The sequence below is a fragment of the Streptomyces sp. NPDC090798 genome, from assembly GCF_044768965.1.
Lineage (GTDB): Bacteria > Actinomycetota > Actinomycetes > Streptomycetales > Streptomycetaceae > Streptomyces.
In genome coordinates this window covers 373,011-398,304 of record NZ_JBIVXA010000009.1, presented here as the reverse complement: position 1 = coordinate 398,304, position 25,294 = coordinate 373,011, and the positions used below count along the sequence as shown (strand labels likewise).

Genomic DNA, 25,294 nt, shown 5'->3' with positions numbered 1-25,294 from the left:
TTACCGAGACGGGAATTACGCGACCGTGTCGTGCAGACGGGAGGCCTGCTTGTCCTTGAGCGGGCCGATGACCGACAGCGAGGGCCGCTGTCCCAGGATGTCGCGGGCGACCGAACGGACCTCGTCCGGGGTGACCGACGCAATCCGGACCAGCATGTCGTCGACGGACATCTGCTCGCCCCAGCACAGCTCGCTCTTGCCGATACGGTTCATCAGCGCGCCGGTGTCCTCCAGGCCGAGGACGGTGGAACCCTGGAGCTGACCGATGGCGCGGCCGATCTCGTCGTCCGAGAGGCCGTGCTCGGCGACGTGGTCGAGCTCGTCACGGCAGATCTTGAGCACGTCGTGGACCTGGCTCGGCCTGCAGCCCGCGTACACGCCGAAGAGGCCGCAGTCGGCGAAGCCCGAGGTGTACGAGTACACGCTGTAGGCCAGGCCGCGCTTCTCGCGGACCTCCTGGAAGAGGCGGGAGGACATGCCGCCGCCCAGGGCGGTGTTCAGGACGCCCAGGGCCCAGCGGCGCTCGTCCGTGCGGGCGAGGCCCGGCATGCCGAGCACGACGTGGGCCTGCTCGGTCTTGCGGCCGAGGAGCTCGACGCGGCCCGCGGTGCGGATGGCGCGGCGGCCGTCACGCGGGGCGATCGGCTCGACGGCGCTCTCCCTGAGGGCGCCTGCCTTCTCGAAGGCGGCGCGGACCTGGCGTACGACCTTGTTGTGGTCGACGTTGCCCGCGCAGGCGACCACAAGGTGCGTCGGGTCGTAGTGCTTCTTGTAGAAGCGGCGGATGCGGTCGGCGCTGAGGGCGTTGACCGTGTCGACCGTGCCGAGGACCGGGCGGCCGAGGGGGGTGTCGCCGAGCATGGTGTGCGCGAACAGGTCGTGCACGCAGTCGCCCGGGTCGTCCTCGGTCATCGCGATCTCTTCGAGGATCACGCCTCGCTCGGCGTCCACGTCGCCCTGCTCGATCAGCGAGCCGGTGAGCATGTCGCACACGACGTCGATGGCGAGCGGGAGGTCGGTGTCGAGCACACGCGCGTAGTAGCACGTGTACTCCTTGGCCGTGAACGCGTTCATCTCGCCACCGACCGCGTCGATGGCGGAGGAGATGTCCAGGGCGCTGCGCCGGGAGGTGCCCTTGAAGAGCAGGTGCTCCAGGTAGTGCGTGGCGCCGTTCAGCGTCGGCGTCTCGTCGCGGGAGCCCACGTGGGCCCAGATCCCGAAGGTCGCGGAGCGGACGGAGGGCAGCGTCTCGGTGACGATGCGCAGGCCGCCGGGGAGGGTGGTCTTACGGACCGTACCGATGCCGTTCTCGCCCTTGATGAGGGTTTGGGTACGGGCGACGGCCCGCGCCTCCGAAGAGGTGCGGGCCGTCGCCGTGGAGCTACGAGACGTCACTGGTCGGTGTCGTCCTTCTTGTCGTCGTCGCCTTCGCCCTCGATCACGGGGATGAGGGAGAGCTTGCCGCGGGAGTCGATCTCGGCGATCTCGACCTGGACCTTCTGGCCCACACCGAGGACGTCCTCGACGTTCTCCACGCGCTTGCCGCCGGCGAGCTTGCGGATCTGCGAGATGTGCAGCAGACCGTCCTTGCCCGGGAGCAGGGACACGAACGCGCCGAAGGTCGTCGTCTTCACGACGGTGCCCAGGTAGCGCTCGCCGACCTCCGGCATGGTCGGGTTGGCGATGCCGTTGATCGTGGCGCGGGCGGCCTCGGCGGCCGGGCCGTCGGCGGCACCGATGTAGATGGTGCCGTCGTCCTCGATCGTGATCTCGGCGCCGGTGTCCTCCTGGATCTGGTTGATCATCTTGCCCTTGGGGCCGATGACCTCACCGATCTTGTCCACGGGGATCTTGACGGTGATGATCCGCGGGGCGTTCGGGGACATCTCGTCCGGCGTGTCGATCGCTTCCATCATCACGTCGAGGATGTGGAGGCGGGCGTCGCGGGCCTGCTTGAGGGCCGCGGCCAGGACGGAGGCCGGGATGCCGTCCAGCTTGGTGTCGAGCTGGAGGGCGGTCACGAACTCCTTGGTGCCGGCGACCTTGAAGTCCATGTCGCCGAAGGCGTCCTCCGCACCGAGGATGTCGGTGAGGGCGACGTAGTGCGTCTGGCCGTCGATCTCCTGGGAGATCAGACCCATGGCGATACCGGCGACGGGGGCCTTCAGCGGCACACCGGCGTTCAGCAGCGACATGGTGGAGGCGCAGACCGAGCCCATGGAGGTCGAGCCGTTGGAGCCGAGGGCCTCGGACACCTGACGGATCGCGTAGGGGAACTCCTCGCGGGTCGGCAGGACCGGCACGATCGCGCGCTCGGCGAGCGCGCCGTGGCCGATCTCGCGGCGCTTCGGGGAGCCGACGCGGCCCGTCTCACCGACGGAGTACGGCGGGAAGTTGTAGTTGTGCATGTAGCGCTTGCGGGTCACCGGAGAGAGGGTGTCCAGCTGCTGCTCCATGCGGAGCATGTTGAGGGTGGTGACTCCCAGGATCTGGGTCTCGCCACGCTCGAACAGCGCCGAGCCGTGCACGCGCGGGATGGCCTCGACCTCGGCGGCGAGCGTACGGATGTCCGTGACGCCGCGGCCGTCGATACGGACCTTGTCCTTGATGACGCGCTCGCGGACCAGCTTCTTGGTCAGCGCGCGGTACGCGGCGGAGATCTCCTTCTCGCGACCCTCGAACTGCGGGAGCAGCTTCTCGGCGGCGATCTCCTTGACGCGGTCCAGCTCGGCCTCGCGGTCCTGCTTGCCGGCGATGGTGAGCGCCTGGGCGAGCTCGCTCTTGACCGCGGCGGTCAGGGCCTCGAGGACGTCGTCCTCGTAGTCGAGGAAGATCGGGAACTCGGCGGTCGGCTTGGCGGCCTTCGCGGCGAGGTCCGACTGCGCCTTGCACAGGACCTTGATGAAGGGCTTCGCGGCGTCGAGGCCGGAAGCCACGACCTCCTCGGTCGGCGCCTCGGCGCCGCCCTTGACCAGCTGGATGGTCTTGTCGGTGGCCTCGGCCTCGACCATCATGATCGCGACGTCGCCGTCCTCCAGGACGCGACCGGCGACGACCATGTCGAAGACGGCGTCCTCGAGCTCGGTGTGCGTCGGGAACGCGACCCACTGGCCGTTGATCAGCGCGACGCGGACGCCGCCGACCGGGCCGGAGAAGGGCAGACCGGCCAGCTGCGTGGACGCGGAGGCGGCGTTGATCGCCACGACGTCGTACAGGTGGTCGGGGTTGAGCGCCATGATCGTGGCGACGACCTGGATCTCGTTGCGCAGGCCCTTCTTGAAGGACGGGCGCAGCGGGCGGTCGATCAGACGACAGGTGAGGACGGCGTCCTCGGAAGGACGGCCCTCGCGGCGGAAGAAGCTGCCGGGGATCTTGCCGGCGGCGTACATCCGCTCCTCGACGTCCACCGTGAGGGGGAAGAAATCGAGGTTGTCCTTGGGCTTCTTGGAAGCACTGGTGGCCGACAGCACCATGGTGTCGTCGTCCAGGTACGCCACGGCGGAGCCGGCGGCCTGCTTGGCCAGGCGGCCCGTCTCGAAGCGGATGGTGCGGGTGCCGAAGGAACCGTTGTCGATAACGGCCTCGGCGTAGTGGGTCTCGTTCTCCACTAGCGTTTTCTCCTCGTCTTCGTCCCGTCCTGCCCGTGTGGCAGGGGGACGGTGGCGGAGAGGCGCTCCGTCTGGTGCGGGCCGGTCTTCGATCGAAGCACCCGGGATCTCATTCCCCCGGGGGCCACTACCGAGGACCGGCGGCGGCGAGGTGCGCGTCTCCTCGTTCGTTGACGTGACGGTCCCTACCCGGCGGGTACGGAGTCATCACGCTGTGTCGTACGTGCTGTGTCCTGCGTATTGCGTTGTGCTACCACACTACAAAGCGTCGGTGACACTCCGCACGTACAGAGACGTACGGCAGTGCTTGCGGCAATGCTCACGGCAGCGGCACGTACGGCAAAGGGAGCGGCTCCCAAGAGGTGGGAACCGCTCCCTTCACGGCGTCTTACTTGGCGCCCGCCGCACCGCGGCGGATGCCCAGGCGGTCGACCAGCGCACGGAAGCGCTGGATGTCCTTCTTGGCCAGGTACTGCAGCAGCCGGCGGCGCTGACCGACCAGGATCAGCAGACCACGACGGGAGTGGTGGTCGTGCTTGTGGGTCTTGAGGTGCTCGGTCAGGTCCGAGATGCGGCGCGAGAGCATGGCGACCTGGACCTCGGGGGAGCCGGTGTCGCCCTCCTTCTGGCCGAACTCACTGATGAGCTGCTTCTTCGTAGCGGCGTCGAGCGACACGCGTACTCCTCGTAGTCTTTGATGTGCCACCGAGTGCCCCTGGTCCACATCTCAGGGGAGCTTCCGTTACTCGGGAGGCGGGGATCCGCTGGGCGCGGCCTCCAGAGCCATGGGCTCCGGGGGTGCGTACACAAACGGCCGTCACACAGCGTACCAGCCTGGCCGGATGCGTCTGTCCGGGTCCCCGAACCTTCCTGGTGACGCGGACCTGGCCACTAGGGTGACCGCACAGGTCATTCGTACGTGGGGAAGGGGCGCTTGAACATGGCCGAGGCAGCGGACGCAGCGGGCGTAGCGGACAAGGACATCGCGGCGGAGACGGACGCCGACGTCAAGGCGCGCAAGGAGCGGGAGAAGGACGAGCTCTACGCCCTGGACATCTCCGACGTCGAATGGCACAGCGCGCCGGGTACGGAGGAACACGAGGAGCGGGTCGAGATCGCGTACCTCCCCGAGGGCGCGGTGGCCATGCGTTCGTCCCTCGACCCGGGCACGGTCCTGCGGTACACGGAGGCGGAGTGGCGGGCCTTTGTGCTGGGCGCGCGGGACGGGGAGTTCGATCTGGAGCCGGGGCCGCACAACGGGGGGCTCGCGGCGCAGTAGATGACGTCCTGAGGGACGGAGACGGGGGGGGGGGGGGGGGGGGGGGGGGGGTGGGGGGGGGGGGGGGGGGTGGGCCCCCCCCCCCCCCTCCCCGTTCTCGGCTCGGTGATCAGCTGGTCATGGACCGGGCCGCGCCGTACACGTCGAAGACGGCGAGGGCCAGCGGAATCAGGGTGAGCAGTACGAAGCCTTCGGCGATTTCCAGGAAGCGGCCCCAGAACGGGGTGAGGCCACCGCGCGGCAGGATCAGGCCGAGTGCGGTGACCAGCGCTGCCGCCGCCGCGATCGCCGCGACGAGCCAGATCGTGCGGATGTCGAGGTCCGTACGGTCGCCGGTGAGGGCGTCGCGCATCAGAGCGTGCGGCGGGTTGAGCGCCAGGCCGAGGCCGAGCAGGACGAGGGCGCCGAGGCCTGCGGCCAGGACGGGCGCGACCTGGGTGGTGTAGCGGAAGAGGTGGGCGCGCATCAGCATGGCGACGCCGGTGGCGAAGGCGAGCAGCTGTGCCCAGACGTCGTCGGAGAAGCCGAGTACCGCCGAGGCGCCGACGGCGAGCAGCGCGCAGCCGCCCACGAGCCCGACGAGGAGTTCCTGGCCGCGGCGGGCCTGCGCCTCGATGCGTTCGGCGTCGACCGGCTCCGGCGGGGCGGGATCGGCGGCGTACGCGCTGCGCGGAGTGGCGTTCGGCGGGTCGAAGCCGATCGGCAGGCGGGCAAAGCGCATGGACATGCCCGGCAGGAAGGCCAGCGCTCCCACGGCGACGGGTGCGCACAGCGCGGCGATCTCGGTGGGCGTCCAATGCACGAGCAGTGCCACGAACACCACGACCAGGGCGATGGCAGAGGCGAACACGAAGGCGACGAAGGGGCCGTCCCCGCGCGGCGAGCACAGGGTGAGGACCACCGAGGCCACCAGCACCGCGGCGCAGGCGAGCAGGAACTGCAGCTTGCCGATGCCCTCGCCGCCCGCCAGTGACAGCAGCCCGGAGCCCGCCACGCCCACGTTCGAGAGCGCGCCGAGTCCCAGCGCGACGGCGGAGGCCCGGTCGTCGTAGATCCGCGCACGGATCGCGGCGAGGACGACGAGGAGTACACCGGTGACGCCCGCGAGGATGCCGGGCAGGCTGTGCATGTCGTGGCGCGGGTCGGCGGTCCAGGCGACGAAGGCGAGCAGCGTCGGCAGGACACCGCCACCGACGAGCCCCGCGGCGCGCGTCAGGTCGCCGCTCCACAGGGTGCGTTCACGGGTGACCGCGGATGCGACCGCCTCTGACACGTCGTCGAAGACGGCGGGGGGCAGCGACTCGGAGAAGGGGCGCAGGGTGAGGAGTTCGCCGTCGAGAATCCGCTGCGCGGCGAAGGAGCGCGAGCTGTCGAGGACAGCGCCGTCGCGGCGTACGAGGTGGTATCCGACCGGAGCGCCCTGGGCGGGACTCTGCTGGGAGAGCCTGAGGATCTCCGGATAGATGTCGGCGACCGGGATGTCGTCGGGCAGCGCCACGTCGATCCGGCTGTCGGGCGCGACGATGGTGACCCGGCAGAAGCCGAGGCCCGTGCCCGCCCCGTGAGGGGCCCCGGGTCCCGGCCCTGCGGCTCCGGTGGTTGTCGCGGAGGCCGTCATGCTCACCTGCTGCTCCCCCTCAATGATGGTCCTGCGTCTGGGATCTCGGTCATGCTCTCGCGTCCGCGCCGGTTCCGCGGACGTGATGGCGCCGCGGCTGCGGTGGTTGTGCGGACACGGTGTGAAGGTCCTGCGTCTCTTTGTCCGGACCGCCCGGCCGGCGGTGCGGCAAGGCGGCGGAACGAGGTCCGTGCGGCCGGTTCTTGGGCTCCGCACCCCACCACATCGCGCGGAATGCCCTGTTTTTCCGGCCCCGTTCGCGTGTGCTCGGGCGAACATCCGGCACCTTACCGCCCACCCGTCTCCCATGAAGTCAGTAGTAAGTCAGTAGGATCACGCGGCGGCCTGCGTCCGCCTGACACGGGGCGGCGGGCGGAAGACCCTGGGGCCGGCAAGGGAATTGGTGAGCAGTGAGCCAAATCATCGTCAAGCGCCCACCTCGGGCGCTGCCGTCGGAAGTGCCCACGGAAGAGGTCGTCCTGCAGCCGCCGCCGGAGCTTCCGCGCGGGCATCAGGAGAGCGTCCTCATGCAGTTGCTGCCGACGCTCGGCATGGGCGGCTCGGTGGTCTTCTTCTTCACGAACGGGCAGCCGTTCATGAAGATCATGGGCATGGTGATGATCGCGTCGACGGTGGCCATGTCCATCGCGATGGTGGTCCGCTTCCGTCGCGGCTCCCAGGGCCAGCTCGCGGACATGCGCCGCGACTATCTGAGCTATCTGTCGCAGATCCGACGCACGGCCCTGGACACGGGCAAGGCGCAGCGCGACGCCCAGTACTACCTGCACCCCTCCCCCGAGCAGCTGTGGGCGCTGGTCGCCGAGGGCAGCCGGGTGTGGGAACGGCGGCCGGGGGACGAGGACTTCGCCCAGGTGCGCATCGGCCTCGGACCGCAGTCGCTGGCCACCCCGCTGGTCTCCCCCGAGACAGGTCCGGTCGAACAGCTCGAGCCGCTGACCGCAGGCGCCATGCAGCGTTTCGTGGCCACCCACGGCGTCCTGGACTCGCTGCCGATGGCAGTCTCGCTGCGCGCCTTCTACCACGTGACGGTCAGCGGTGATCCGCAGTCCGTACGTGCCTCGGCGCGTGCTTTGGCCGGTTCGCTGGCCTCGCTGCACTCGCCCGACGACCTGACGATCGTGGTCGCGGCCGGGCGTGAGGAGCTCTCGCACTGGGAGTGGGCCAAGTGGCTGCCGCACGTGCAGCTCTCCGACGCGGTGGACGGCGCGGGCAGCCGCCGGCTGATCGGCAGTGACTCGCGCGAGCTGGAACAGCTGCTGGCCACCCGGCTGACGGGGCGCCCACGCTTCCACCCGAACGCCACCCCGCTCCCGGACGAACCACACATCGTCGTCGTACTCGATGGCCTGTCGCTGCCGCCGGACTCCGTCCTGGCCGCCCCCGAGGGACTGCAGGGGGTGACGGTCGTCGAGGTCGTCCCCGACGACCTGTCGGGAGCCCGCGGTGACCTCTCCATCGTCGTGCAGCCGCACGCGCTGCATCTGGAGTCCGGGCACGGCATCGTCTACGAGGGCACACCGGACGCCCTCTCCTACGAGTCCGCGGAGGCGCTGGCGCGGCAGCTGGCGCCGCTGCGCGTGGCCTCGGGCGGGGACGACGACGAACCGCTGCTCGCCAACCTGGAGTTCACGGATCTGCTGAACCTCGGAGACGCGGCCTCGGTGGACACCAAGCGCACCTGGCGGGCGCGTTCGCTCGCCGAACGGCTGCGCGTGCCGATCGGTGTCGGCGAGGACGGGCGGCCCGTGATGCTGGACCTCAAGGAGGCCGCGCAGGAGGGCATGGGCCCGCACGGGCTGTGCGTGGGCGCGACGGGTTCGGGCAAGTCGGAGCTGCTGCGCACGCTGGTGCTGGGTCTGGCGGTGACGCACTCGTCGGAGACGCTGAACTTCGTCCTCGCGGACTTCAAGGGTGGTGCCACCTTTGCCGGGATGGCGCAGATGCCGCACGTGGCAGCCGTGATCACCAACCTGGCGGACGACCTGACGCTGGTCGACCGCATGGGCGACTCCATCCGCGGTGAGCTCAACCGCCGCCAGGAGATGCTGCGCGACGCGGGCAACTACGCGAACATCCACGACTACGAGAAGGCGCGGGCGGCCGGGGCACCGCTCCAGCCGATCCCGTCCCTCGTCCTGGTGATCGACGAGTTCAGTGAACTGCTGACCGCCAAGCCGGACTTCATCGAGATGTTCGTGCAGATCGGCCGCATCGGCCGTTCGCTGGGCGTGCATCTGCTGCTGGCCTCGCAGCGCTTGGAGGAGGGCCGACTGCGCGGTCTGGAGACATACCTCTCGTACCGGATCGGCCTGCGGACGTTCTCCGCCGCCGAGTCGCGTGCTGCACTGGGCGTCCCCGACGCGTACGAACTGCCGAACGTGCCCGGTTCCGGCTTCCTGAAGTTCGGCACCGACGAGATGGTGCGTTTCAAGGCGGCGTACGTCTCCGGGGTGTACCGCACGGGTCCGACCCGGTCCTCGCTCGGCGGCGCGCTGCCGGTGGACCGGCGGCCGGTGCTGTTCACCGCGGCGCAGGTGCCGGTGCGGTACGTCGCCGTGCCCCAGCAGCGCGAGGAGACGCCGGAGACGGACGACGCCCTGGCCGACACCGTGCTCGACGTGATCGTGCGCCGTCTGGAGGCGCAGGGCCCGGCGGCTCATCAGGTGTGGCTGCCGCCGCTGGACAGCCCGCCGTCGCTGGACGGCCTGCTCCCGGGACTGGCCGCGGTGCAGGGACGCGGGCTCACCCAGCCCGGCTACGAGGGGGCAGGACGACTCGTCGTACCCGTCGGTCTCGTCGACAAGCCGTACGAGCAGCGCCGCGACCCGCTGTGGGTCGACTTCTCGGGCGCGGCCGGCCATATGCAGATCGTCGGCGGTCCACAGTCCGGCAAGTCGACGCTGCTGCGTAGCCTGATCGCCTCCTTCGCCCTCACCCACACCCCGCACGAGGTGCAGTTCTACGGCCTCGACTTCGGCGGTGGCGGCATGGCGGCGGTGGCCGGACTGCCGCACGTCGGCGGCGTGGCCTCGCGCCTCGACCCGGAGAAGGTGCGGCGTACGGTCGCCGAGGTGTACGGCGTCATGACGCGCCGCGAGGAGTACTTCCGCTCCTCCGGCATCTCGTCGATCGCCGAGTTCCGCACGAAGCGGGCGCGCGGTCAGATCTCCGTGACCGACCAGCCGTGGGGTGACGTCTTCCTGGTCATCGACGGCTGGGGCAACTTCCGTGCGGATTACGAGGCCGTGGAGAGCGTCGTCCTGGACATCGCCGCACGGGGCCTCGGCTACGGCATCCACCTCGTCCTGACCGCGTCCAGGTCGATGGAGGTCCGGGCGAACCTCAAGGACCACCTGATGAACCGCCTGGAGCTGCGCCTCGGCGACACGATGGACTCCGAGCTGGACCGCAAGGTGGCGGTGAACGTCCCCACGGGCGTGCCCGGCCGCGGCCAGGCGCCGGGGAAGCTGCACTTCATGGGCGCCGTTCCGCGCATCGACGGTCTGACGTCGGACACGGACCTCGCCGACGCGACGGCGGCGCTGGCGACGGAGGTGTCCCGCCACTGGCAGGCGCCCGGCGCACCCGAAGTCCGGTTGCTCCCCCGGGAGTTCCCGGCGCAGCAACTGCCTCCGGGCGGCCACTCCCCGCGGCGTGGGGTGGCCTTCGCGCTCGACGAGGACAATCTCGAACCCGTCTTCGTGGACTTCGAGCAGGACCCGTTCTTCCTCGTTTTCGGAGAGAGCGAGTCGGGCAAGTCGAACCTGCTGCGCCTGCTGATCAAGCAGCTGACCGAGCGCTACTCGGGCGACGACTGCAAGCTGTTCGTGGTCGACAACCGGCGCTCACTGCTGGATGTCACACCGTCGACGCACCTCGCCGAGTACATCCCCATGTCCAACGCCATGGACCACCACATGAGCGCGCTGGCGGAGCTGATGCAACGCCGGACACCGACGGCAGACGTGACCGCACAGCAGCTGCGGGAGCGGAGCTGGTGGCGCGGCCCGACGGTGTACGTCGTGGTCGACGACTACGACCTCGTGTCCACGTCGAGCGGGAACCCGCTGGGCGGGCTGACCGAACTGCTTCCGTTCGCACGGGATGTGGGCGTGCGGTTCATCATCGCCCGGTCGAGTGCCGGCGCGGGGCGCGCTGCGTACGAGCCGTTCATGCAGCGGATGAGGGAGCTGGGTGCGCAAGGTGTGGTGCTCGCCGGCGATCCGGGCGAGGGAGACGTGCTGGGCGGCGTGCGGCCTCGGCCGATGCCTGCCGGGCGGGGCGTCTTTGTCTCTCGTAGGCGGGGAAAGCCTCTGGTTCAGACCGGGTTGATGAGTGTGGAGTACTGATGAAGCGCACGCGAAAGTCTTCGCACTCGACAGCTCCGAGGCGACAGATCTGCTCCATTGGTACGTTGAAGTAGCCCGGCGGCCGTCGGCGCGACGGCCGCGCGCACGGGGACAACGGGGAGGATTCGAACGTGGCTTGGGACGAATGGGAGCGGCTGAAGAACCAGGCAACACAGAAGCGATCCGCGCGCATGCAACTCAATCAGCTGCCGGCCGACGGTGGCGGTGGCAGCACCCCGCAGGGTGATCTGACCGTTGACCAAAAGGATCTCGCCGCGATCGGCGACCGAGCCTTCAAGCTGTGGGAAGACTTGGGCCGGTATGGGCGTGACGCCTGGTCCAGCAGCCAGACAGCGGCGTCGGACCTCAAGACCCAGGGCTTCGAACTGGGTGGGGCTGTCGATCGCGTGCAGATCCGCTGGGAAGAACAACTGACGTCGCTCCTCGACGCCTGCGCCCATATCTCCAACCATATGGACTTCACGAAGAAGGCCCATCAGGGCGACGAGTACTACATCGGCGGCCAGATCAGCAGCATCTCCACGCTCGACGAGGGCTTCGACGGGGGGAAGGGGCACTGATGGATCTGGATACGCTCCGTTTCGGGAACTTCGCGTCGCTCAGTACCGCCATAGCCGACTGGACTCGGGTTGTGGGGAACCTGGAGACCCTCGAGAAGAACGCCCGTGAAGGACTCAAAGGCCTGGCGGACAAGGCCAATTGGGCCGGCGTGAACGCCACCGTTTCGCGCGAGTTCATCACCAGGACGGCGGGCGAGTTCACTGACGCCCACACCGAGGCCAGCACCATCCGTAACATCCTCAAGGACACCCACGAGGAGCTCGTCAGCTACCACGAGCAGCTCAACGAGGCGATATCTCGTGGGCTCAGGAAGAACCTCACGGTGATGGACACCGGCAACGGCTCCTTCACCGTCACCATGAACGTCCATCCCGATCGCGCGGCCAAGGGAACCACGGTCCCTGATCACAGCGAACAGGACGTGACCGAGCTCCGCGACGACGTTCAGCGCATTCTCGGCAGAGCCACGCACAGCGACGAGACAGCGTCCGAGGCGCTCCGCGCAATCGTCGAGCTGGCCGAGTACGGGTTCTCCGGCGCCTCGTACGGTGACAGGGATTCGGCGACCAAGGCCCTGGAGGACGCCGAGAAGTACGCGAATCTCATCAAGAACAAGGGAGATTCAATGTCTCCTCAGGAATTTGATGAACTCAACCGGAATCTCGCCGGATACAAGAACGACCCCCTCTTCCAGGAGAGGTTCGCCACCACGCTCGGCCCGAAGGGGACTTTGGACTTCTGGGCCGACCTCTCCGATCCCTCTGACGGCGGCGATCTGCAGCGGGCGCGCCTCGATCAGCTCGGCGAATTCCAGAAGAATCTCAGTCTCACTCTCGCAGGAGCGACACAGTCGGATTCCCCTGCGATGCGGCACTGGGAGGACGACATGGTCCAGCTGGGTGACGATCGCATCCAGACCCGCGGAACACAGGTCTACGGTTTCCAGCTGATGAGCAACCTTATGCGAGTCGGGGATTACAATGACGCGTTCTTGAACAAGTACGGTGACGCCCTGGTGTCAACCGAGAAGAAGATGAAGCTACCGGACCACTACTGGAACGGTGGCGTGGGCGGGCCTCCGATGCCCAAGATGAACTTCATGGGCGACGATTTCGGCCGGGATCCGATGACCGGATTCATGACAGCTCTCTCGAACAGCCCTGACGCCGCCACCGACTTCTTCGACAGGACTGAGCCCCAGGACAACGCCGAATGGGTCCTCAAGGATCGCCCCACCTTCGACGACACCCCCTTGAACAGCGACGACGGAAACCAGTCGCGTGACGCGACAGGGAACGCTCTCGTCGCCGCGGCCACGGGTGTGAACCCCAACGACCCCCACGCCGTTCCAGTGGAGCACACGGCCGAGAACCGGCACGTCCTCGATCGCTCACTGAAGATCATCTCGGGTGTGGGCGACGACTTCGCTCCCGAGATGCGTGATGACATGGCCAAAGTGCTGGTGAACTATGGCGACGAGGTCAATCACACCGCAAGTTCTCTCGCAGATGACCACAGCGATCCAAGACAGCTCGATCGGCATCAGCTGTTGGAAGTGACGAAGCAGGTGTCACGTGATCAGAACGCCTACGGAATCCTCAACGACGGCCTGAACCGGGAAATGGTGCGCGACATCTACGCGGACCATCCGAGCGACCCGAAGGAAACGCTGCTCCGGGCGGGGCACACCGTCGGCTTCCTCGAAGAAGCCCGCTACCAGGCCTTGAAGACGGACAAGCACGACCCCTCGTGGGACGCCAAGTGGCTGTATCACGGCTTCGGCGGTGCCGTGAACTTCATCCCGGTTGTCGGTGATGCCGCACAGCGAGGCGTCGACGCCCTTGCCTACCAATGGCAACTGGACGAGCAGGCACGCATCAACGAGGAGGCCGCCCGGCAGAACGGCGAAGTCTTCACCGCGCGGGAGAACCAACTGCAGAAACTGGCCGACCTGTGGATGGACGCCAACCCGAACTACGACAACAACAACCGGTACACGATTACATCCGAGATCAACGGCGCCGCCTTCGACGGTAATGGCCGTGCTCAGGGACTGGCAGGCGATCAGTGAACAACTGCACTTCTCTGCTTCTGGGGCGGCTCGCGGTACATACGGGCGGATCGCGACGCCGTACGCGACATGCCGCTGCCGCTGTGACCGTAGTCCTTCTGGCGGCGACAGCATGTTCGGGATCTCGCGACTACGCGGTCCCGGACAAGGCATGCGGTGTGGCCGTCGATTCCGACTCGCTGTCCACGCTCCTTCCGAACGGCAAGAAACTCACCGAGAAGTCATACGACGCCGGCCCGGAGAGTCCGCGCTGCCGCCTGCTGGTGGACCAGAAGCTGGTCGTCTACCTTTCGGGAGACGTCGTCGCCGGCGACACCGACCCCATCAAGGTCCAGGACCAGGCACTCGTACGCCTTGGGAGTCCCGCCGCTGCCGACATCGGCGACGACGCCGTGATCGCCGACCGTGGAGCGATGGCCGTCGCCGACTGCACCTACAAGGGAAAACGGCAGAAGTTCGCCGTGCTGATTCAGCTTCAGAAGAACGTTCCTGAGAAGGTTTCCGAACGGCGCAATGCCCTGCGCTCCTTCCTCCGTTCCTATTTCCCGAAGGCCACGGAGAAGCAGGGATGCCGGTAGCGGAGCGCGCGAAGTGCCGCGAGTGACCACGACTCACGCTTCGAAGGACGCCATATGTGGCGCCGCGCCCCCACGGCCGACGTCACCGCTTATCTCTCCGTCGTCCACGTACACCGTGTTCACCTGGGTGTCACCGCAGGTCACAGCAATTCGCCCTGGCCACAGGACCCATCTCGGCTGTGTGCGTGTGAGCGCCGGTGGCTGCCGCTGTGGGCGTCAGCGATAGCGGATGACGTGCAGAGCACGGATTCCGACCTGGTCGAACGCCACGGCAGAATCCGTGGAACCGTCGACCAGCATCACGCCCCGCGCCGTGTGCACCGCGTTCAGCAGCCGGCCGACGGACTCCCGGCCGCGCGCGTCGACTCGACGGACCCAGATGACGGCTCGGGCTTCGACCGGGAAACCCGAGAGTTCGTCCATCACCGTTGCCCAGTCCGCGTGTTCGGTCGCGGAGAGCACGGGCCCCAGGCCGGACAGCGTGGGTTCGAACCATGCCGCGTGACCGGGAGGCGGCGAGACGGGGAATCCCGCGGATCCGGGAGTCTCGCCGGCGTCCCAGCGTTGCAGCCAGTTCCATGGGTCGGAGTTGGGAAGGCCGAACGGAGCGGCTGCTTCCCTGGGTACGACCAGCGCGGCGTCGAGCATGGCGTCCTGCCAGCGTCCGTCGCGCAGATGGCGTTTTGTGTTGCACGCGAAGACCCAGCCTCGCCGGATCTCGTCCTGCGGTGCGGGATCGACCAGTTCGGCTTCTCCGTGATACGCCTGGTCCAGCCAGAGCTGCGCCTTGCGGAGCGCGGACGCGTAGTCGTATGCCTCCGCTTCCCAGGGCCAGCGCGGGGGGTGTGCCCGAGGCACGGCTCGCATGAGGACCAACTCGCGCAGCCCGGACGGGTCGAGCTTCGCCAGACCCCCTACCTGGGCGTCCAGGAACACGACCTGACCCTTGTGATTGTGCGCGTACAGCAGATTGCCGGTCGCCTCGGCGCCGCCCAGTTCCCGGCGGACCCAGACCAGGCCTCGGGTGTCCGGGCCCGGTTCGGCCACCGCCCTGATCACCGAGTCCCAGTCGCTCACCGCCACCTGCTCGAAGGCCGGGAAGTAGCGCCGCGTGAGCCTGGCCCACCAGCCGGGGGCCTCGTCGGACGGCTGCCAGGGCAACGGGGTCGACTGAGCGCCGTCGATGGCGGAGTGCACGGTCACCACGCAACCGCGCGCGTTGATCCTGCGGGCCTGGTCGGCGACCCTCGCGGCCACTTTCTGCGGGCCGGCCGGGTCCAGGTCCGCCAGGGGGTCGCTGGCCGAAGGGTGGAACGGCGAACTCCCGTCCCTCGGGACGACGACCGAGGCCGCCAGCATGGGCGTGCCGGGGTAGCCCGGCTGGGCCAGGGTGCGGCAGGCGAACATCCAGGCGGTGGAGGTCTCGTGCACCGGATGGGGGACGGACAGTTCGACGAGGCCGCGGTAGGTGTGGGCCAGCCAGGCCGCGGCCCGCTGGTCGGGGCGGTCCATGTCAGCAGCCCCCGGAGCGCCGGTCGGCGCCCGGCCAGTCGCCCACCTCGCGTCGGCGCATGTACTCCGCGACGGGAAGTGCGGTCGGCGGCCAGTGCGCCGCCTCACCATGGTGCGGCACGACGACGACGGAGGTGAACGGCGCGTCCATGGGATTCCCGCTCTCGAGGTGCTCCTTCCAGTCGAACCGAATGGCCCAGCCGAAGCCGTGTTCCTCGCACTTGTCCGGGAGCATCACCAAGGAAGCCACCTTGTCCGGATACATCGCCTTGACGAATTCGGCGGCCAATTCGACTGCTTCGGACTTGCTCAACATTTACTTGACTCCGTCGCGATATGGAATATGGCCGATCGACGACACATTCTTTTCGAGTACTCCCAGGGTCCCGGACTGGCCGTCGAGGAAAACCACTCCGTGCGGGGTGTTCACCGCGTTGAACACATGCGCCGAACCATCGGGACGGCTGATGTACATGACGCTCCTCGAGCCCTCTCCCCTGGCCTGCAGGTCGCGAATGATGTCATCGTAGCTCTTGACCATGTCGTAGTGGCCCTTGGGCCTGTCCTTGAGCCCGAGCACCTCCGGCGGCACGTGATCGGGACTCTGCTTCGGGGCCGCGCTGACCTGTTCGCCGTCCAGGTTCCTGTTCACGGCATCCACATTGTGACTGCAGTTCTGGGTGTAGCCGGAATGTCCCGTGTGATTGACATCCTTGAGCCAGGGAAACTGATCGTCGGTGAATTCCTGAGCGAGTTTCGGATCCACCGAGTCGGCGTGGATCGCCTTTTCGGACACATGGTCCGTGCTGCGGGCGAGATTGCTCCAGTCCTTCGGCGCGGCGGCGAGTTCGTCGCCGTACTTCAGCCCATTGGTGGCCATGTTCGCCGCACCGGTCTCCACCCCCTCCCTGACCGCGGTCCGCAGGCCACCTACCGCCAGCCCCGCGCCGTCGGTGCCGATGAGCTGAGGAACGAGCCTGCCGAGGGCTTCCGAGGGGTCCTTCTTGAAACTGTCGATGAGGGCTTCGGGAACGCGCTCCGGGTGCGCGACCGTCGAGACCAGACCCGACAAAGTCATGCTGACGTGCTGCAGGTAATCGGCCGGGTGAGTGATGTTGTAAGGGTCTTCGGGGTTCAGGCCGCGGACGAAGTTGATCAGCCCCGCGCTCCCCTTGATCAGTCCGCCTGCGAAGTGGAGGACCTCGGTGTTGAGCGCGCCGTAGCCGTCGAGCGCGTCGGACTCCAGCCTGTCGAGCGGCGGCGGCTCGGCGGGGGCGTGCTTCAAGGCCGCGGTGATCGCCTGCGTGGCGACCCGACCGGCTTCGTCCCGCTGGCGGCGCGCGTCCGCCAGGATCTGGCGGGCGCTCTGGATGTCGCCGCGGCCGGGGTCCTTGAACTGCTCCAGGGGAGGTCCGGGGTCCTTGTCCGCCTTGATTGCGGCGTTGTACGCGTCGACGCGCTTGTTGTACGCCTCCACCGCCTGCTCGGAGGCCTTCTTGCCCTTCTTGTACAGGTCGATGGCGTCCTGGGCCTGACCCTGCGCCCACTTGACCGTGTCCGCGTAGCTGTCCAGCGCCTTGCCCGCGGCCTCGCAGGCGTCCGCGGCGTGCAGCCACTTGGGGGGATGCATGGCGAACTTCTCGCGGAAGGTGTCGGCAGACTCGCCCTTCCAGTGCGAGGAGTCCAGCGAGCGCATGCCCTGGCCGACCGAGTCGAAGGCGGTGTGAAAGCCCGTCAGGTGCTTGGCGGCGGCCCGGATGGACGCCGGATTGCCGTGCACCAGCTCGTTCGCCTGGTCGGTCTGGCCGAGCTGCTGCTCTCCGACGCTCGCGCCCAGGTCGGAGGCGATGTTGTCGCCGATGTCCTCGACCTTGTCGGCCCAGCCGTCGGCCCCGACGGCCTCCAGACCGTCTCCGACCTTGTGGGCGCCCCACTCGACGCCCTCACCGACGAGCTTCTTGCCCGCGTCGACGCCGTCCTCGAGCTTGCCCAGCCCGGCGTTGACCAGATCCCCGAGCCCCATCAGCCGGCGCTCCCGCCCTGCTGTGCCTGCTGCTGAGCCGCCGCCTGGGCCCGTTCCTCGGGCGACGGGCCGAAGGTGTCGTCGAGCACCTGGTTGTACTCGCTGTCGCTCACCCCGAACGCGCTGTGCAGGTTCTCAGGGTTCAGTCCCATCGGCCCCAGCGTGTGCGAGGTCATCACGTCCCGGCCGGCGTCCTTCCAGCCCTGCTCACTGTTCTGCAGGGCCTGATCGAAGGAATCCTTGCTGTAGTCGGCGTGCGCGAGCGCGTTGTTCCGGGCCAGCTCGCCCCAGCTCATCCGCGTGATCTCGTCCTCGGAGGCGTTCGGGTTGCCCACCAGCGAGTTCGCGCCGACCTTCAGCGTGCCCTCGACGTACTGGTCAGTCTCGTACAAGGTGCCGGCCGAAAGATCCACGGCCTGGGCGAAGTAGTTGCCCTCACCCACCAACGCCCGCACACCCCATTCCCAACGCTCGCAGAACGACTTGAAGGCCGACGTCAGCCCGTCGTGGCCCACTTCCAGCCCGGACAGCTCCAGGTTGGAGAAGCCTCGGCCGAACCCGGCCGCGCTGTCGACGCCCAGTCCCTTGAGCTCGCTCAGGGTCAGCGTGATGCCCTGCGCGATCTCGTCCAGCCCGGTCGCCTTGATGTCCTTGCCGGCGCCGTTGTTCACCACGGTCGTTCACCGCTTCCGTTCGCTTCCGCGTCCACCGCCGCCGCGTCCGGCACGATCCCCACCACCGGCGGCAGGAGCACGCCGTCGTCGCCGCTGCCTACGTCCAGGGCGACACCGCACGGCACGCCCATGGCCGGGATCACCACGTCCAGCAGACGCCACCCCCGCACCGCCATGAAGTCTCGCCGGCCCTTCAGGGCGTCCTGCGCCTCGTCGAACCGGGCGGCGGCCAACTCGTCGGTGAAGACATGGATCCACCGCACGCCGCCGAAGTCGGCAGTCAGGAATCCCTGGCCGCCGACGTCGAGCGGAACGAGGGGGACCAGGACCGTGGTGTCCCGGAAGCGGTCGATCGTGTGCCTGATCCGGTCCATCCGCCGCGCAGCCCCGAATCCGTCGGGCTCGGCCGTGTCGGAGCGGACGGGTCCGGTGGCTGTCTCGGCCTCCGGGGAGTCGCCCGTGAGGTGCGCCTCCGGCTGCCGCCGGGCGTCCCCGGGCTCTTGGGCGGTGCCTTCCCGGATGGCCCCGGTCACATGGTCCGGGGCGGGTTCGGCGCGCTCAGCGGCCTGCTTCTTCAGTTGCTCCCACTCGTCCCAAGCCACGTGTGGATCCTCATGACGTTTCGAAGGTGACGGCTAGTCCGGAAGGGGCCTCGATGTCGCAACGCGGGGTGGGCACCTCCCGTGCGTGCCCACCCCCGGTGCCTCCAGCCAGCCCGTCTCACTCGAAGAAGCTGGCCGCCTTCTTGTCGCCGCCGCGGTAGTCACCGCCGGCCTGGTGCACCTTTTGCGTGATGGAGAGCAGCGCCTGATGGATGGCGCTGGTGTGGTTGTCCCATTCCTTCGACTTCCGCTGGAAGGCGTCGTAGGCGTCGCCGGCCCAGCCCTCTGCCGCGTTGTGGACGCCCTGCTTCAACTGGGTGAGATCGCTCTCGAGTTGCTTGGCCAGGCCGCCGAGTTCAGTGGCGAGCGCGTCCAGGACGCCGTACTTGACGGAAAGATCCTGGAGGTGTGGCGTGCCGGTCATGTTTCCTCATCTCCTTGACGATGTGAGAAGGACCTCACGGTCCGGGGGTGCGACTCGAACCCGTCAGTACAGGTTGAGCGCCGAGGTCTTCGCGCCGGCGTCCACTTCGATGCTGGAGATCGTGGAGTGGAGTTCGTCCTCGAGCCTGTCCTTGTCCTGCTTGGTGAGGTGGATTCCGTTCAGGAAGTCGTCGAGCATACGGCCGATCCCGGCCATGTGCTCGTTGATTTCGTGCTGCTTGGTCTTGAACGCGTTGGCGCCGAAGCCCGTCCAGTTGGCCTCGATCATGTCGATGCATCCCTGGAGCTGCTGAAGGTGCTTCTTGACGTTGTCGTACCGGTCGATGACGTTCGTCTGGAGCTTTTGTACGTGTGCGTCGTCTAGCTTGCGGCCGTCAGCCATCTCGGCACTGCCTTTCGTGAGAAGGATTTGTGTTCCTGGCGCTACACCGGGTGGTGAGGCGCTCGTTCATTGCGCGACCCGTTGTCCCTCACGGGAGGTGGGCCATGACAGTCATACGCCTCGTCGTGAGCGAATCACCGCGAAGGCCCCGCCGCCGATCACCACGACCGCCGCCGCGGCTCCGAGAGCGACCCACAGCGTGGTGTTGCCGGACGAATTCGAGCTTGATCCTGCCGCTGAAGTCTGGCCGCCTGAAGTGGAGTTCGCGGCTTGTGACGAGGTTGATGCGGAAGCCGAGGGCGAGGTGCCGGTGCCGACGGACAGGCCGGGCGTTTTCTTGTTCGTGACGGGGTCGACGTCGGCGGCTCCGGGAACCCCCTTGCCCTTCAGGAGAACCTGCGCCGGACGGATCGTGCCGTACCCGAGGTACCGGCTCGGGGTGCTCTTCGGCCAGTCCCGGCCGGCGGTGTCGATCATCACGCGGAGGACCTGGTTGGCGGTCCACTTGGGGTGGGCGGCCCAGATGAGGGCGGCGGCACCGGAAGTGATGGCGGTGGCTTGGCTGGTGCCATTGCTCTGGGGGCAGTAGGACTTGAACGTCTTGTCACACCAGGTCGGTACGTCCACGCCTGGCGAGGCCAGGTCCACGTACGCGCCGTCCTGCGAGAACTTGGCTACCTCGCCATTTTCGTTGATCGCCGAGACTCCGACCACACCGGGGTACTTGGCGGGATAACCGATGTAGTTCTTTGCGATATCGGCAGCGTTACCCACAGCGGCAATGAGCAGCTTCCCCTTGCTCTGCGCGTACTGCACGGCTTCACGTTCACCGTCGTCCTCAGAATACGTACCGAACGACATACTGATGATCTTTGCGTCGGAATCGGCAGCAGCTCGGATGGCCTTCGCTGAAGTATCACCCTGCTCCTCACCCTTCTTGCCGATTCCGAGGAGTACCGTGCGGATTGGGATGATCTTGGCCCCGGGCGCCACTCCCTTGAGCCCGCCACCCCGGCCGGTCCCTGCGATCAACTCGGCCATCGACGTGCCGTGACCGGTGTAGTCGTCCGTTTCATCGCCGGTGGTTCCCGTGGCGTCGACTCCAGGCAGCACCTGGCCCTTCAACGAATTCGTGTCCGGGTTCACGCCAGTGTCGACGACCGCGACCGAAATGCCCTTGCCTGTGCTGACCTTCCACAGCCCCTGGGCGTTCATCGCGTCCAAGTACCACTGCTGCGCCTGGATGTCGTCGGCAGCCGCGGCAGGGGCCAGCCCAACAGACATGACGGCCAGAGCACCCAGCGTCGCGCCCACGGTGGTCATATGTCTCCGGGCATGCCCAGCCCACAGCGCGGCCCGCACACGGCGTACGCCAGTCCCTGACTTCATGCTTCTGTACGTCCTCGGTCGTTTCGGTCAGTCGGTCGCCGACGGCGCATCGCCGCGCCGCGCGTCATCACGTGAGCGCTCCTTGTCCTCGGCGGAGTGCTGCTGACGCTGCGTTCTCCCACCGGCGGCACGATCAGGGCTGCGGCCCTCCGCGGAACCGGACACCAGGCCAGAACCACCGGACGCGGCTCCGTTGCCCCTGCCGCCGGCCCGACTCGCGGGCGCGCCGACCACACGGTCCGCATTACCTGGAGACCGGCGCTGAGACTGTCCTTGCCCCGTGCCCGACGCCGGGTTGTTCGCACCGATCACTCCGCGCTGCCCCGGCCTTTCACCCGCTGCGCGAGCGCCGGTTGCGCCCTCGCCGCCGATGACCGTGCCGCGTGGAACTCTGGCACCAGTCCCACTCGGGCCCGCTTCAGAAGTGGGCCTGCCTCCGACCACGCCGCCCGTACGCGCAGCGCCCGTGGCTCCGGGGCCCGTCCGTGCCCCAGGCTGACCGGGCACGCCGCCCACACGCCCGCCCGGCGTGCCGCCGGTGCGTGAACCAGTCGTACCCCCGCTTCTGGGCATGCCGCCGGTGACACCCCGCCCCATGGGCGACCTGCCCGTCGCGGACGCAGGCCCACGGGCACCCTGCTGGCCAACCGCGGATGCGCGGCCCAGCGGTCCCGCGGGACCGCGTCCCGTACGGCCTCCGGCAGTGGTTCCCTCAGAGGTGCTAACCCGCCCTTGAGTCGATCCGGGAGTCCTGCCGCCCGCTCCTCCGCCAAGTCCGACAGCGCGCGCGACCGGGCCTCCGAAGGCGGGAGGTACCACGCCGGTCCCCATGGGCGGGAGCATTCCCCCAGAAGGCGCACTGGGTCCCGTTGCTGTGGAAGGGGGGAGAACTGGCGTCGGCTTCGCGGTTTCTGGCGGCAGCGTGCCAACGCTGTTGATCTCCGTACCGACAGTGGGGCGATGCAGATCGACACTTGTGTCCACGGCTGGATGCGCAGAGGGAAGACGGCCGTTCCCGGAATCGCCCTCGCTGTGGGACACATGGCTGCCTTCGCTCGCACCCGCAGCCGCTTGGTGGACTGAGCTCAGGTTCGAGTGGCGCGTGTGCTCATTGGCACCTCCACTCGGTGCCTCGGACGCAGGCGGCATCCCCACATCCGGCATCGACCGAAAAGCCGGCGGGTCCAGCTTCGCCAGTTCGGACCCGGACACCGAGTAGAAGGAGGCGAGGCGATTCATCTGGTTGATCGCCTCTTGCCGGTCCTTCTCGACCCGGACCGCCTCGGCATACTGCTTGTTGCCCTCGAACTGCTGGAGTACCGGGAGCTGCCCCGGCTTCTTCTGGTCAAGGGCAGGGCGCGGGTCCCGGGGTGGCAGCGAGCTGCGCACGGACGCGAGCCCCGTCGCGGCGGCTGTGACCTGCACCCCGGCGCCGTCGGCGTACGTGGCCAGGCTCTCGGTGTGCGTGGCGAGGCCCTCTCCCCACGTCTGGAACGCCTTGCCGGCCTCGCCCTGCCAGTCCTCACCCGCATGCTTGAGGTGACGTCTGAGCTCCACGGCGGCGTCGCTGATCGCCTTGCTCGCCTTCGCCAACGTCTCGCCGGCATGCTCCAGGTCGGCGGGGTTCGCCTGATGGACCAGGTCGATCATGGCGTTGAGCTTGTGGTCCTCGAAGTCCGTGACCTTCCCGTACGTCAGGAGGCGGACGCGCTTGAATCCGAACGCGTCGTGCATCACGTTCGACACCCCGGACACCGCGTCGACCTGGCCGACCTGAACGTCGACGCGCTGCTGGTCAGTCAACTCCTTCGGCGCCTTGTCGTCGCCGCTCACTACTGGAGTCCCTTCGTGGACTTCTTGGCGTCACTCAGCTTCTTCTCACCCTCGCCGGACTTCTCCTGCTGGGCTTCGCTGTACAGGCGGTCGGTCTCGATCTGGATCTCCCAGAAACGGCGGCGCTGGTCGTCATCGAGGCTGTCGAAGCCGTTCTGCGCGCCCTGCGTCGCGATGCCCATGGCCTCGATCTGGAGCCCCAGCGTCTTGGAGAGCTGTGTGATGTGCTCGTGAACCTGCTCGTACTGAGCGAACAGGGCGTCCGCCTCGTGGAAGGGGCTGCCGTGCCCGCTGAGAGAAGTCCGCGAGACGCGGTGCGCACCCACCTTGGAAGCGCTGCCCGCCGAGTCCCCGAACTCGGACAGGAGTTTGTCGATGCGCTGCTTGAACGTCATCAGCACGCCGGCGCCGACCTTCAGGTCCGCAGCTGTGCTTGGCGACGCCCCGCCTGTCATGTCCGCAGGAAGCATGACGCCTTCCCTCCCCGTTTTGTCGCCCGCTCCGGGCGACTGCACCCCTCAAGCGTTCATATCCGCAACGACATCACTCTAGTCGTTTCCTATGACAGCCCCAACTGCTATATGCAACAGCTGTGCTACCACCCAGCGAAGCTTCACTGCTTCTTCACCGCGCCCTCGCGCTCGCCTGAGCCCGTGCCGCCACTCGACACTACGTGGCCCACAGGGCCGCGGACCTGAGTACTCCTACTCATTCGGCGTTGCTGTGTAGCCATTGCGAACTGGCAAGGGACGGGCACCCGTTCGACGATCTACCCCGCACTCCCCACCCCAAGAACCAGCCACTCCCAGGCCTTCTCCTTGGCATGGCTCGGCCCGCTCGCCTGCTTCGTGCCGAAGAAGATCCGTCCGTTCTGCACGACGATGTCGTTCAGCGTCGGGTCTGTGAGCGTCCAGGCTTCGGTGGGCAGATCGAAGTAGAGGTACGGGGTTTCCTTGCCGGTTCGCGGGTTCAGGCTGACGAGTCCCATGGGCGTGATGTGGTCGCTGCTCTCGCGAAGTGCCAGGAGCTGGTCACCGCTCATCCGCAGGGGATGCAGCAATTGGTCGTGACCTGATTCGAACTTCTTGACCGTCTTCCCTGTCGCGAGGTCGAATCCGATGATCCAGTTGGAGTTGTTCACGATGGTTCCGTCGGGGTCCTCCCTGCTCGTCAGGAAGACCTGGCCGTCTCCGACCACGATCGTCGGGCAGTTGTCCACCGCCCCGTCCTCCTCGTCATCGACACAGTCGGCGACGTAGTGGCCCCCTTCGACGCGTATCGTGACGCGGTACTTGCCGTGTTCGTCGAGGGAGATCAGGTCGGTGATCTCGACGTCGCCCGCCGCCACGGCGAGGACGGCGGGTTCGGCGGACACCAGGTAGACGCTCCGGACACCTTTGGCGACCTGATACGTCCAATCGACCTTGCCTGTGCGGGGGTCGACCTTCCGGACCCGATACGACCCGGCGAGGCTCTTCTCGTCGAAGCAGTCGGTCCGGATGAGCAGGGCACGTCCGCCGGCCAGGCCCCCGTCCTTGCACTTGGGGGGAGGGGTACTCGTCCAGAGGAGTTTTCCCTGGTCCATGGCATACGCCTGCGAACCCTTGCCCCACGCCACAGCGACCGTGGCACGCGTCATGGTCACACTCGGCGTGTCGTAGAGGGCGTTCACCTTGGAGAACCGGGCCTCCCAAAGCTTCTTGCCCGTGTCGAGGTCGACGAAGGCCACGTGATCGCACGGAGCGTGGGTGTCGACACCGGACCGGAACAGGACCGCAGTGCGGTCCCCAACGGTCACATGACGCGTCGTACCGCAGATCGGTCCGGCGAGTCTGATGCGCCAGCTTTCGTCGCCCGTGGTGGCATCCTTGCCGACCTTGAAGCCCACGAGGGTTCTGTTGATGCCTTTGGCGAGGATCTTGTCCGTCGCCCACATGCCCGGCATGGCGTGCGACTCGCCGGCCCGCATGTCGTCGGCGGAGAACCTGAAGGCCATGCGTCCAGCCGCGTTCGCGGGACGGCTCTCGACCGTCTCCCGGATGTCGCGCGGACCCTGTTCGGCACTGGCCGACGGTTTGCCGGCTGTCTGCGCCGAGACACTGCCACCGTGCCAGAGGAGCCAACTGCCTACGCTCAGCGCCCCGATCAGGAGGATCGCCACGCCACCGAAGAGTTTCCAGCGGCGCTTCTTTTGTCTGCCGTCCGCTGTCAGAGCGGACTGTGTGTACATGGAAGGAGGTGGGCCGAAGCTCACGCGGAGAGGTCCTTTCGATGACCGCGATGGATGTCTGACCAGTCAGTGGCCAGGCATCGGAGATGTTGAGAACAG

20 protein-coding genes are annotated in these 25,294 nt (G+C 67.7%); 5 read left to right on the top strand and 15 right to left on the bottom strand.

Annotated elements, in window-relative coordinates; translation table 11 throughout:
* Window positions 1-15 precede the first annotated feature (15 nt).
* The 3 genes from ACIQTP_RS22135 to rpsO form a co-directional block, all read right to left on the bottom strand.
* Complete coding sequence (locus ACIQTP_RS22135; RefSeq protein WP_403401995.1) at window positions 16-1,395, bottom strand: M16 family metallopeptidase; 1,380 nt, start codon at window positions 1,393-1,395, stop codon at window positions 16-18.
* Window positions 1,392-3,608, bottom strand: coding sequence for a polyribonucleotide nucleotidyltransferase (locus tag ACIQTP_RS22130; RefSeq protein ID WP_384923332.1), 2,217 nt, complete (start codon window positions 3,606-3,608; stop codon window positions 1,392-1,394). Before ACIQTP_RS22130 ends, ACIQTP_RS22135 begins: the two co-directional genes overlap by 4 nt.
* A 388-nt stretch (window positions 3,609-3,996) precedes the next feature.
* The gene (gene rpsO, locus ACIQTP_RS22125) at window positions 3,997-4,284 is read right to left on the bottom strand and encodes a 30S ribosomal protein S15 (protein ID WP_019064787.1); all 288 of its coding nucleotides are present in this window, start codon (window positions 4,282-4,284) and stop codon (window positions 3,997-3,999) included.
* A gap of 264 nt (window positions 4,285-4,548) precedes the next feature.
* Between rpsO and ACIQTP_RS22120 the strand changes: the two genes are divergently transcribed.
* The gene (locus tag ACIQTP_RS22120) at window positions 4,549-4,887 is read left to right on the top strand and encodes a DUF397 domain-containing protein (protein ID WP_403401992.1); all 339 of its coding nucleotides are present in this window, start codon (window positions 4,549-4,551) and stop codon (window positions 4,885-4,887) included.
* Window positions 4,888-4,996: 109 nt separating this feature from the next.
* Here ACIQTP_RS22120 and eccD read toward each other — a convergent pair whose 3' ends face one another.
* Window positions 4,997-6,505: a type VII secretion integral membrane protein EccD gene (eccD, locus tag ACIQTP_RS22115; RefSeq protein ID WP_403402035.1), complete on the bottom strand. Its 1,509-nt coding sequence runs from the start codon at window positions 6,503-6,505 to the stop codon at window positions 4,997-4,999.
* Window positions 6,506-6,915: 410 nt separating this feature from the next.
* On the opposite strand from eccD, the gene eccCa reads away from it, so the two are divergent.
* The 4 genes from eccCa to ACIQTP_RS22095 all read left to right on the top strand — a co-directional run bounded on the left by eccCa (window position 6,916) and on the right by ACIQTP_RS22095 (window position 14,106).
* Window positions 6,916-10,875, top strand: coding sequence for a type VII secretion protein EccCa (gene eccCa, locus ACIQTP_RS22110; RefSeq protein ID WP_403401991.1), 3,960 nt, complete (start codon window positions 6,916-6,918; stop codon window positions 10,873-10,875).
* 131 nt (window positions 10,876-11,006) lie between these two features.
* Window positions 11,007-11,456, top strand: a complete 450-nt coding sequence (locus ACIQTP_RS22105; protein ID WP_403401990.1) for a hypothetical protein — start codon at window positions 11,007-11,009, stop codon at window positions 11,454-11,456.
* Window positions 11,456-13,528, top strand: a complete 2,073-nt coding sequence (locus ACIQTP_RS22100; protein WP_403401988.1) for a hypothetical protein — start codon at window positions 11,456-11,458, stop codon at window positions 13,526-13,528. Before ACIQTP_RS22105 ends, ACIQTP_RS22100 begins: the two co-directional genes overlap by 1 nt.
* 158 nt (window positions 13,529-13,686) lie before the next feature.
* Window positions 13,687-14,106: a hypothetical protein gene (locus ACIQTP_RS22095; protein ID WP_403401986.1), complete on the top strand. Its 420-nt coding sequence runs from the start codon at window positions 13,687-13,689 to the stop codon at window positions 14,104-14,106.
* 216 nt (window positions 14,107-14,322) lie between these two features.
* Here the strand turns inward: ACIQTP_RS22095 and ACIQTP_RS22090 are convergent, their stop codons facing one another.
* From ACIQTP_RS22090 to ACIQTP_RS22040, 11 genes are all read right to left on the bottom strand, one after another.
* Complete coding sequence (locus ACIQTP_RS22090; protein ID WP_403401984.1) at window positions 14,323-15,618, bottom strand: YrhB domain-containing protein; 1,296 nt, start codon at window positions 15,616-15,618, stop codon at window positions 14,323-14,325.
* Between the two features lies 1 nt (window position 15,619).
* On the bottom strand, window positions 15,620-15,934 hold the full coding sequence (locus tag ACIQTP_RS22085) for a serine protease (RefSeq protein WP_403401982.1): 315 nt from the start codon (window positions 15,932-15,934) through the stop codon (window positions 15,620-15,622).
* Window positions 15,935-17,641 (bottom strand): putative T7SS-secreted protein, encoded by a 1,707-nt coding sequence (locus tag ACIQTP_RS22080; RefSeq protein ID WP_403401981.1) that lies wholly within the window; start codon window positions 17,639-17,641, stop codon window positions 15,935-15,937.
* Window positions 17,641-18,315 (bottom strand): hypothetical protein, encoded by a 675-nt coding sequence (locus ACIQTP_RS22075; protein ID WP_403401979.1) that lies wholly within the window; start codon window positions 18,313-18,315, stop codon window positions 17,641-17,643. Before ACIQTP_RS22075 ends, ACIQTP_RS22080 begins: the two co-directional genes overlap by 1 nt.
* Window positions 18,309-18,917 carry a hypothetical protein gene (locus ACIQTP_RS22070; RefSeq protein WP_403401977.1) on the bottom strand — a complete coding sequence of 203 codons (609 nt, stop codon included), beginning with the start codon at window positions 18,915-18,917 and terminating at the stop codon, window positions 18,309-18,311. Before ACIQTP_RS22070 ends, ACIQTP_RS22075 begins: the two co-directional genes overlap by 7 nt.
* A gap of 118 nt (window positions 18,918-19,035) precedes the next feature.
* Window positions 19,036-19,341 carry a WXG100 family type VII secretion target gene (locus ACIQTP_RS22065; RefSeq protein WP_390933486.1) on the bottom strand — a complete coding sequence of 102 codons (306 nt, stop codon included), beginning with the start codon at window positions 19,339-19,341 and terminating at the stop codon, window positions 19,036-19,038.
* 63 nt (window positions 19,342-19,404) lie between these two features.
* Window positions 19,405-19,743 (bottom strand): WXG100 family type VII secretion target, encoded by a 339-nt coding sequence (locus tag ACIQTP_RS22060; RefSeq protein ID WP_402049868.1) that lies wholly within the window; start codon window positions 19,741-19,743, stop codon window positions 19,405-19,407.
* A gap of 111 nt (window positions 19,744-19,854) precedes the next feature.
* Window positions 19,855-21,066 carry a S8 family serine peptidase gene (locus tag ACIQTP_RS22055; protein WP_403401975.1) on the bottom strand — a complete coding sequence of 404 codons (1,212 nt, stop codon included), beginning with the start codon at window positions 21,064-21,066 and terminating at the stop codon, window positions 19,855-19,857.
* 93 nt (window positions 21,067-21,159) lie between these two features.
* Window positions 21,160-22,782: a WXG100 family type VII secretion target gene (locus ACIQTP_RS22050; RefSeq protein WP_403402033.1), complete on the bottom strand. Its 1,623-nt coding sequence runs from the start codon at window positions 22,780-22,782 to the stop codon at window positions 21,160-21,162.
* A gap of 182 nt (window positions 22,783-22,964) precedes the next feature.
* On the bottom strand, window positions 22,965-23,435 hold the full coding sequence (locus ACIQTP_RS22045) for a hypothetical protein (RefSeq protein WP_403401973.1): 471 nt from the start codon (window positions 23,433-23,435) through the stop codon (window positions 22,965-22,967).
* 299 nt (window positions 23,436-23,734) lie between these two features.
* On the bottom strand, window positions 23,735-25,195 hold the full coding sequence (locus tag ACIQTP_RS22040; RefSeq protein ID WP_403401971.1) for a PQQ-binding-like beta-propeller repeat protein: 1,461 nt from the start codon (window positions 25,193-25,195) through the stop codon (window positions 23,735-23,737).
* Window positions 25,196-25,294: the final 99 nt, after the last annotated feature.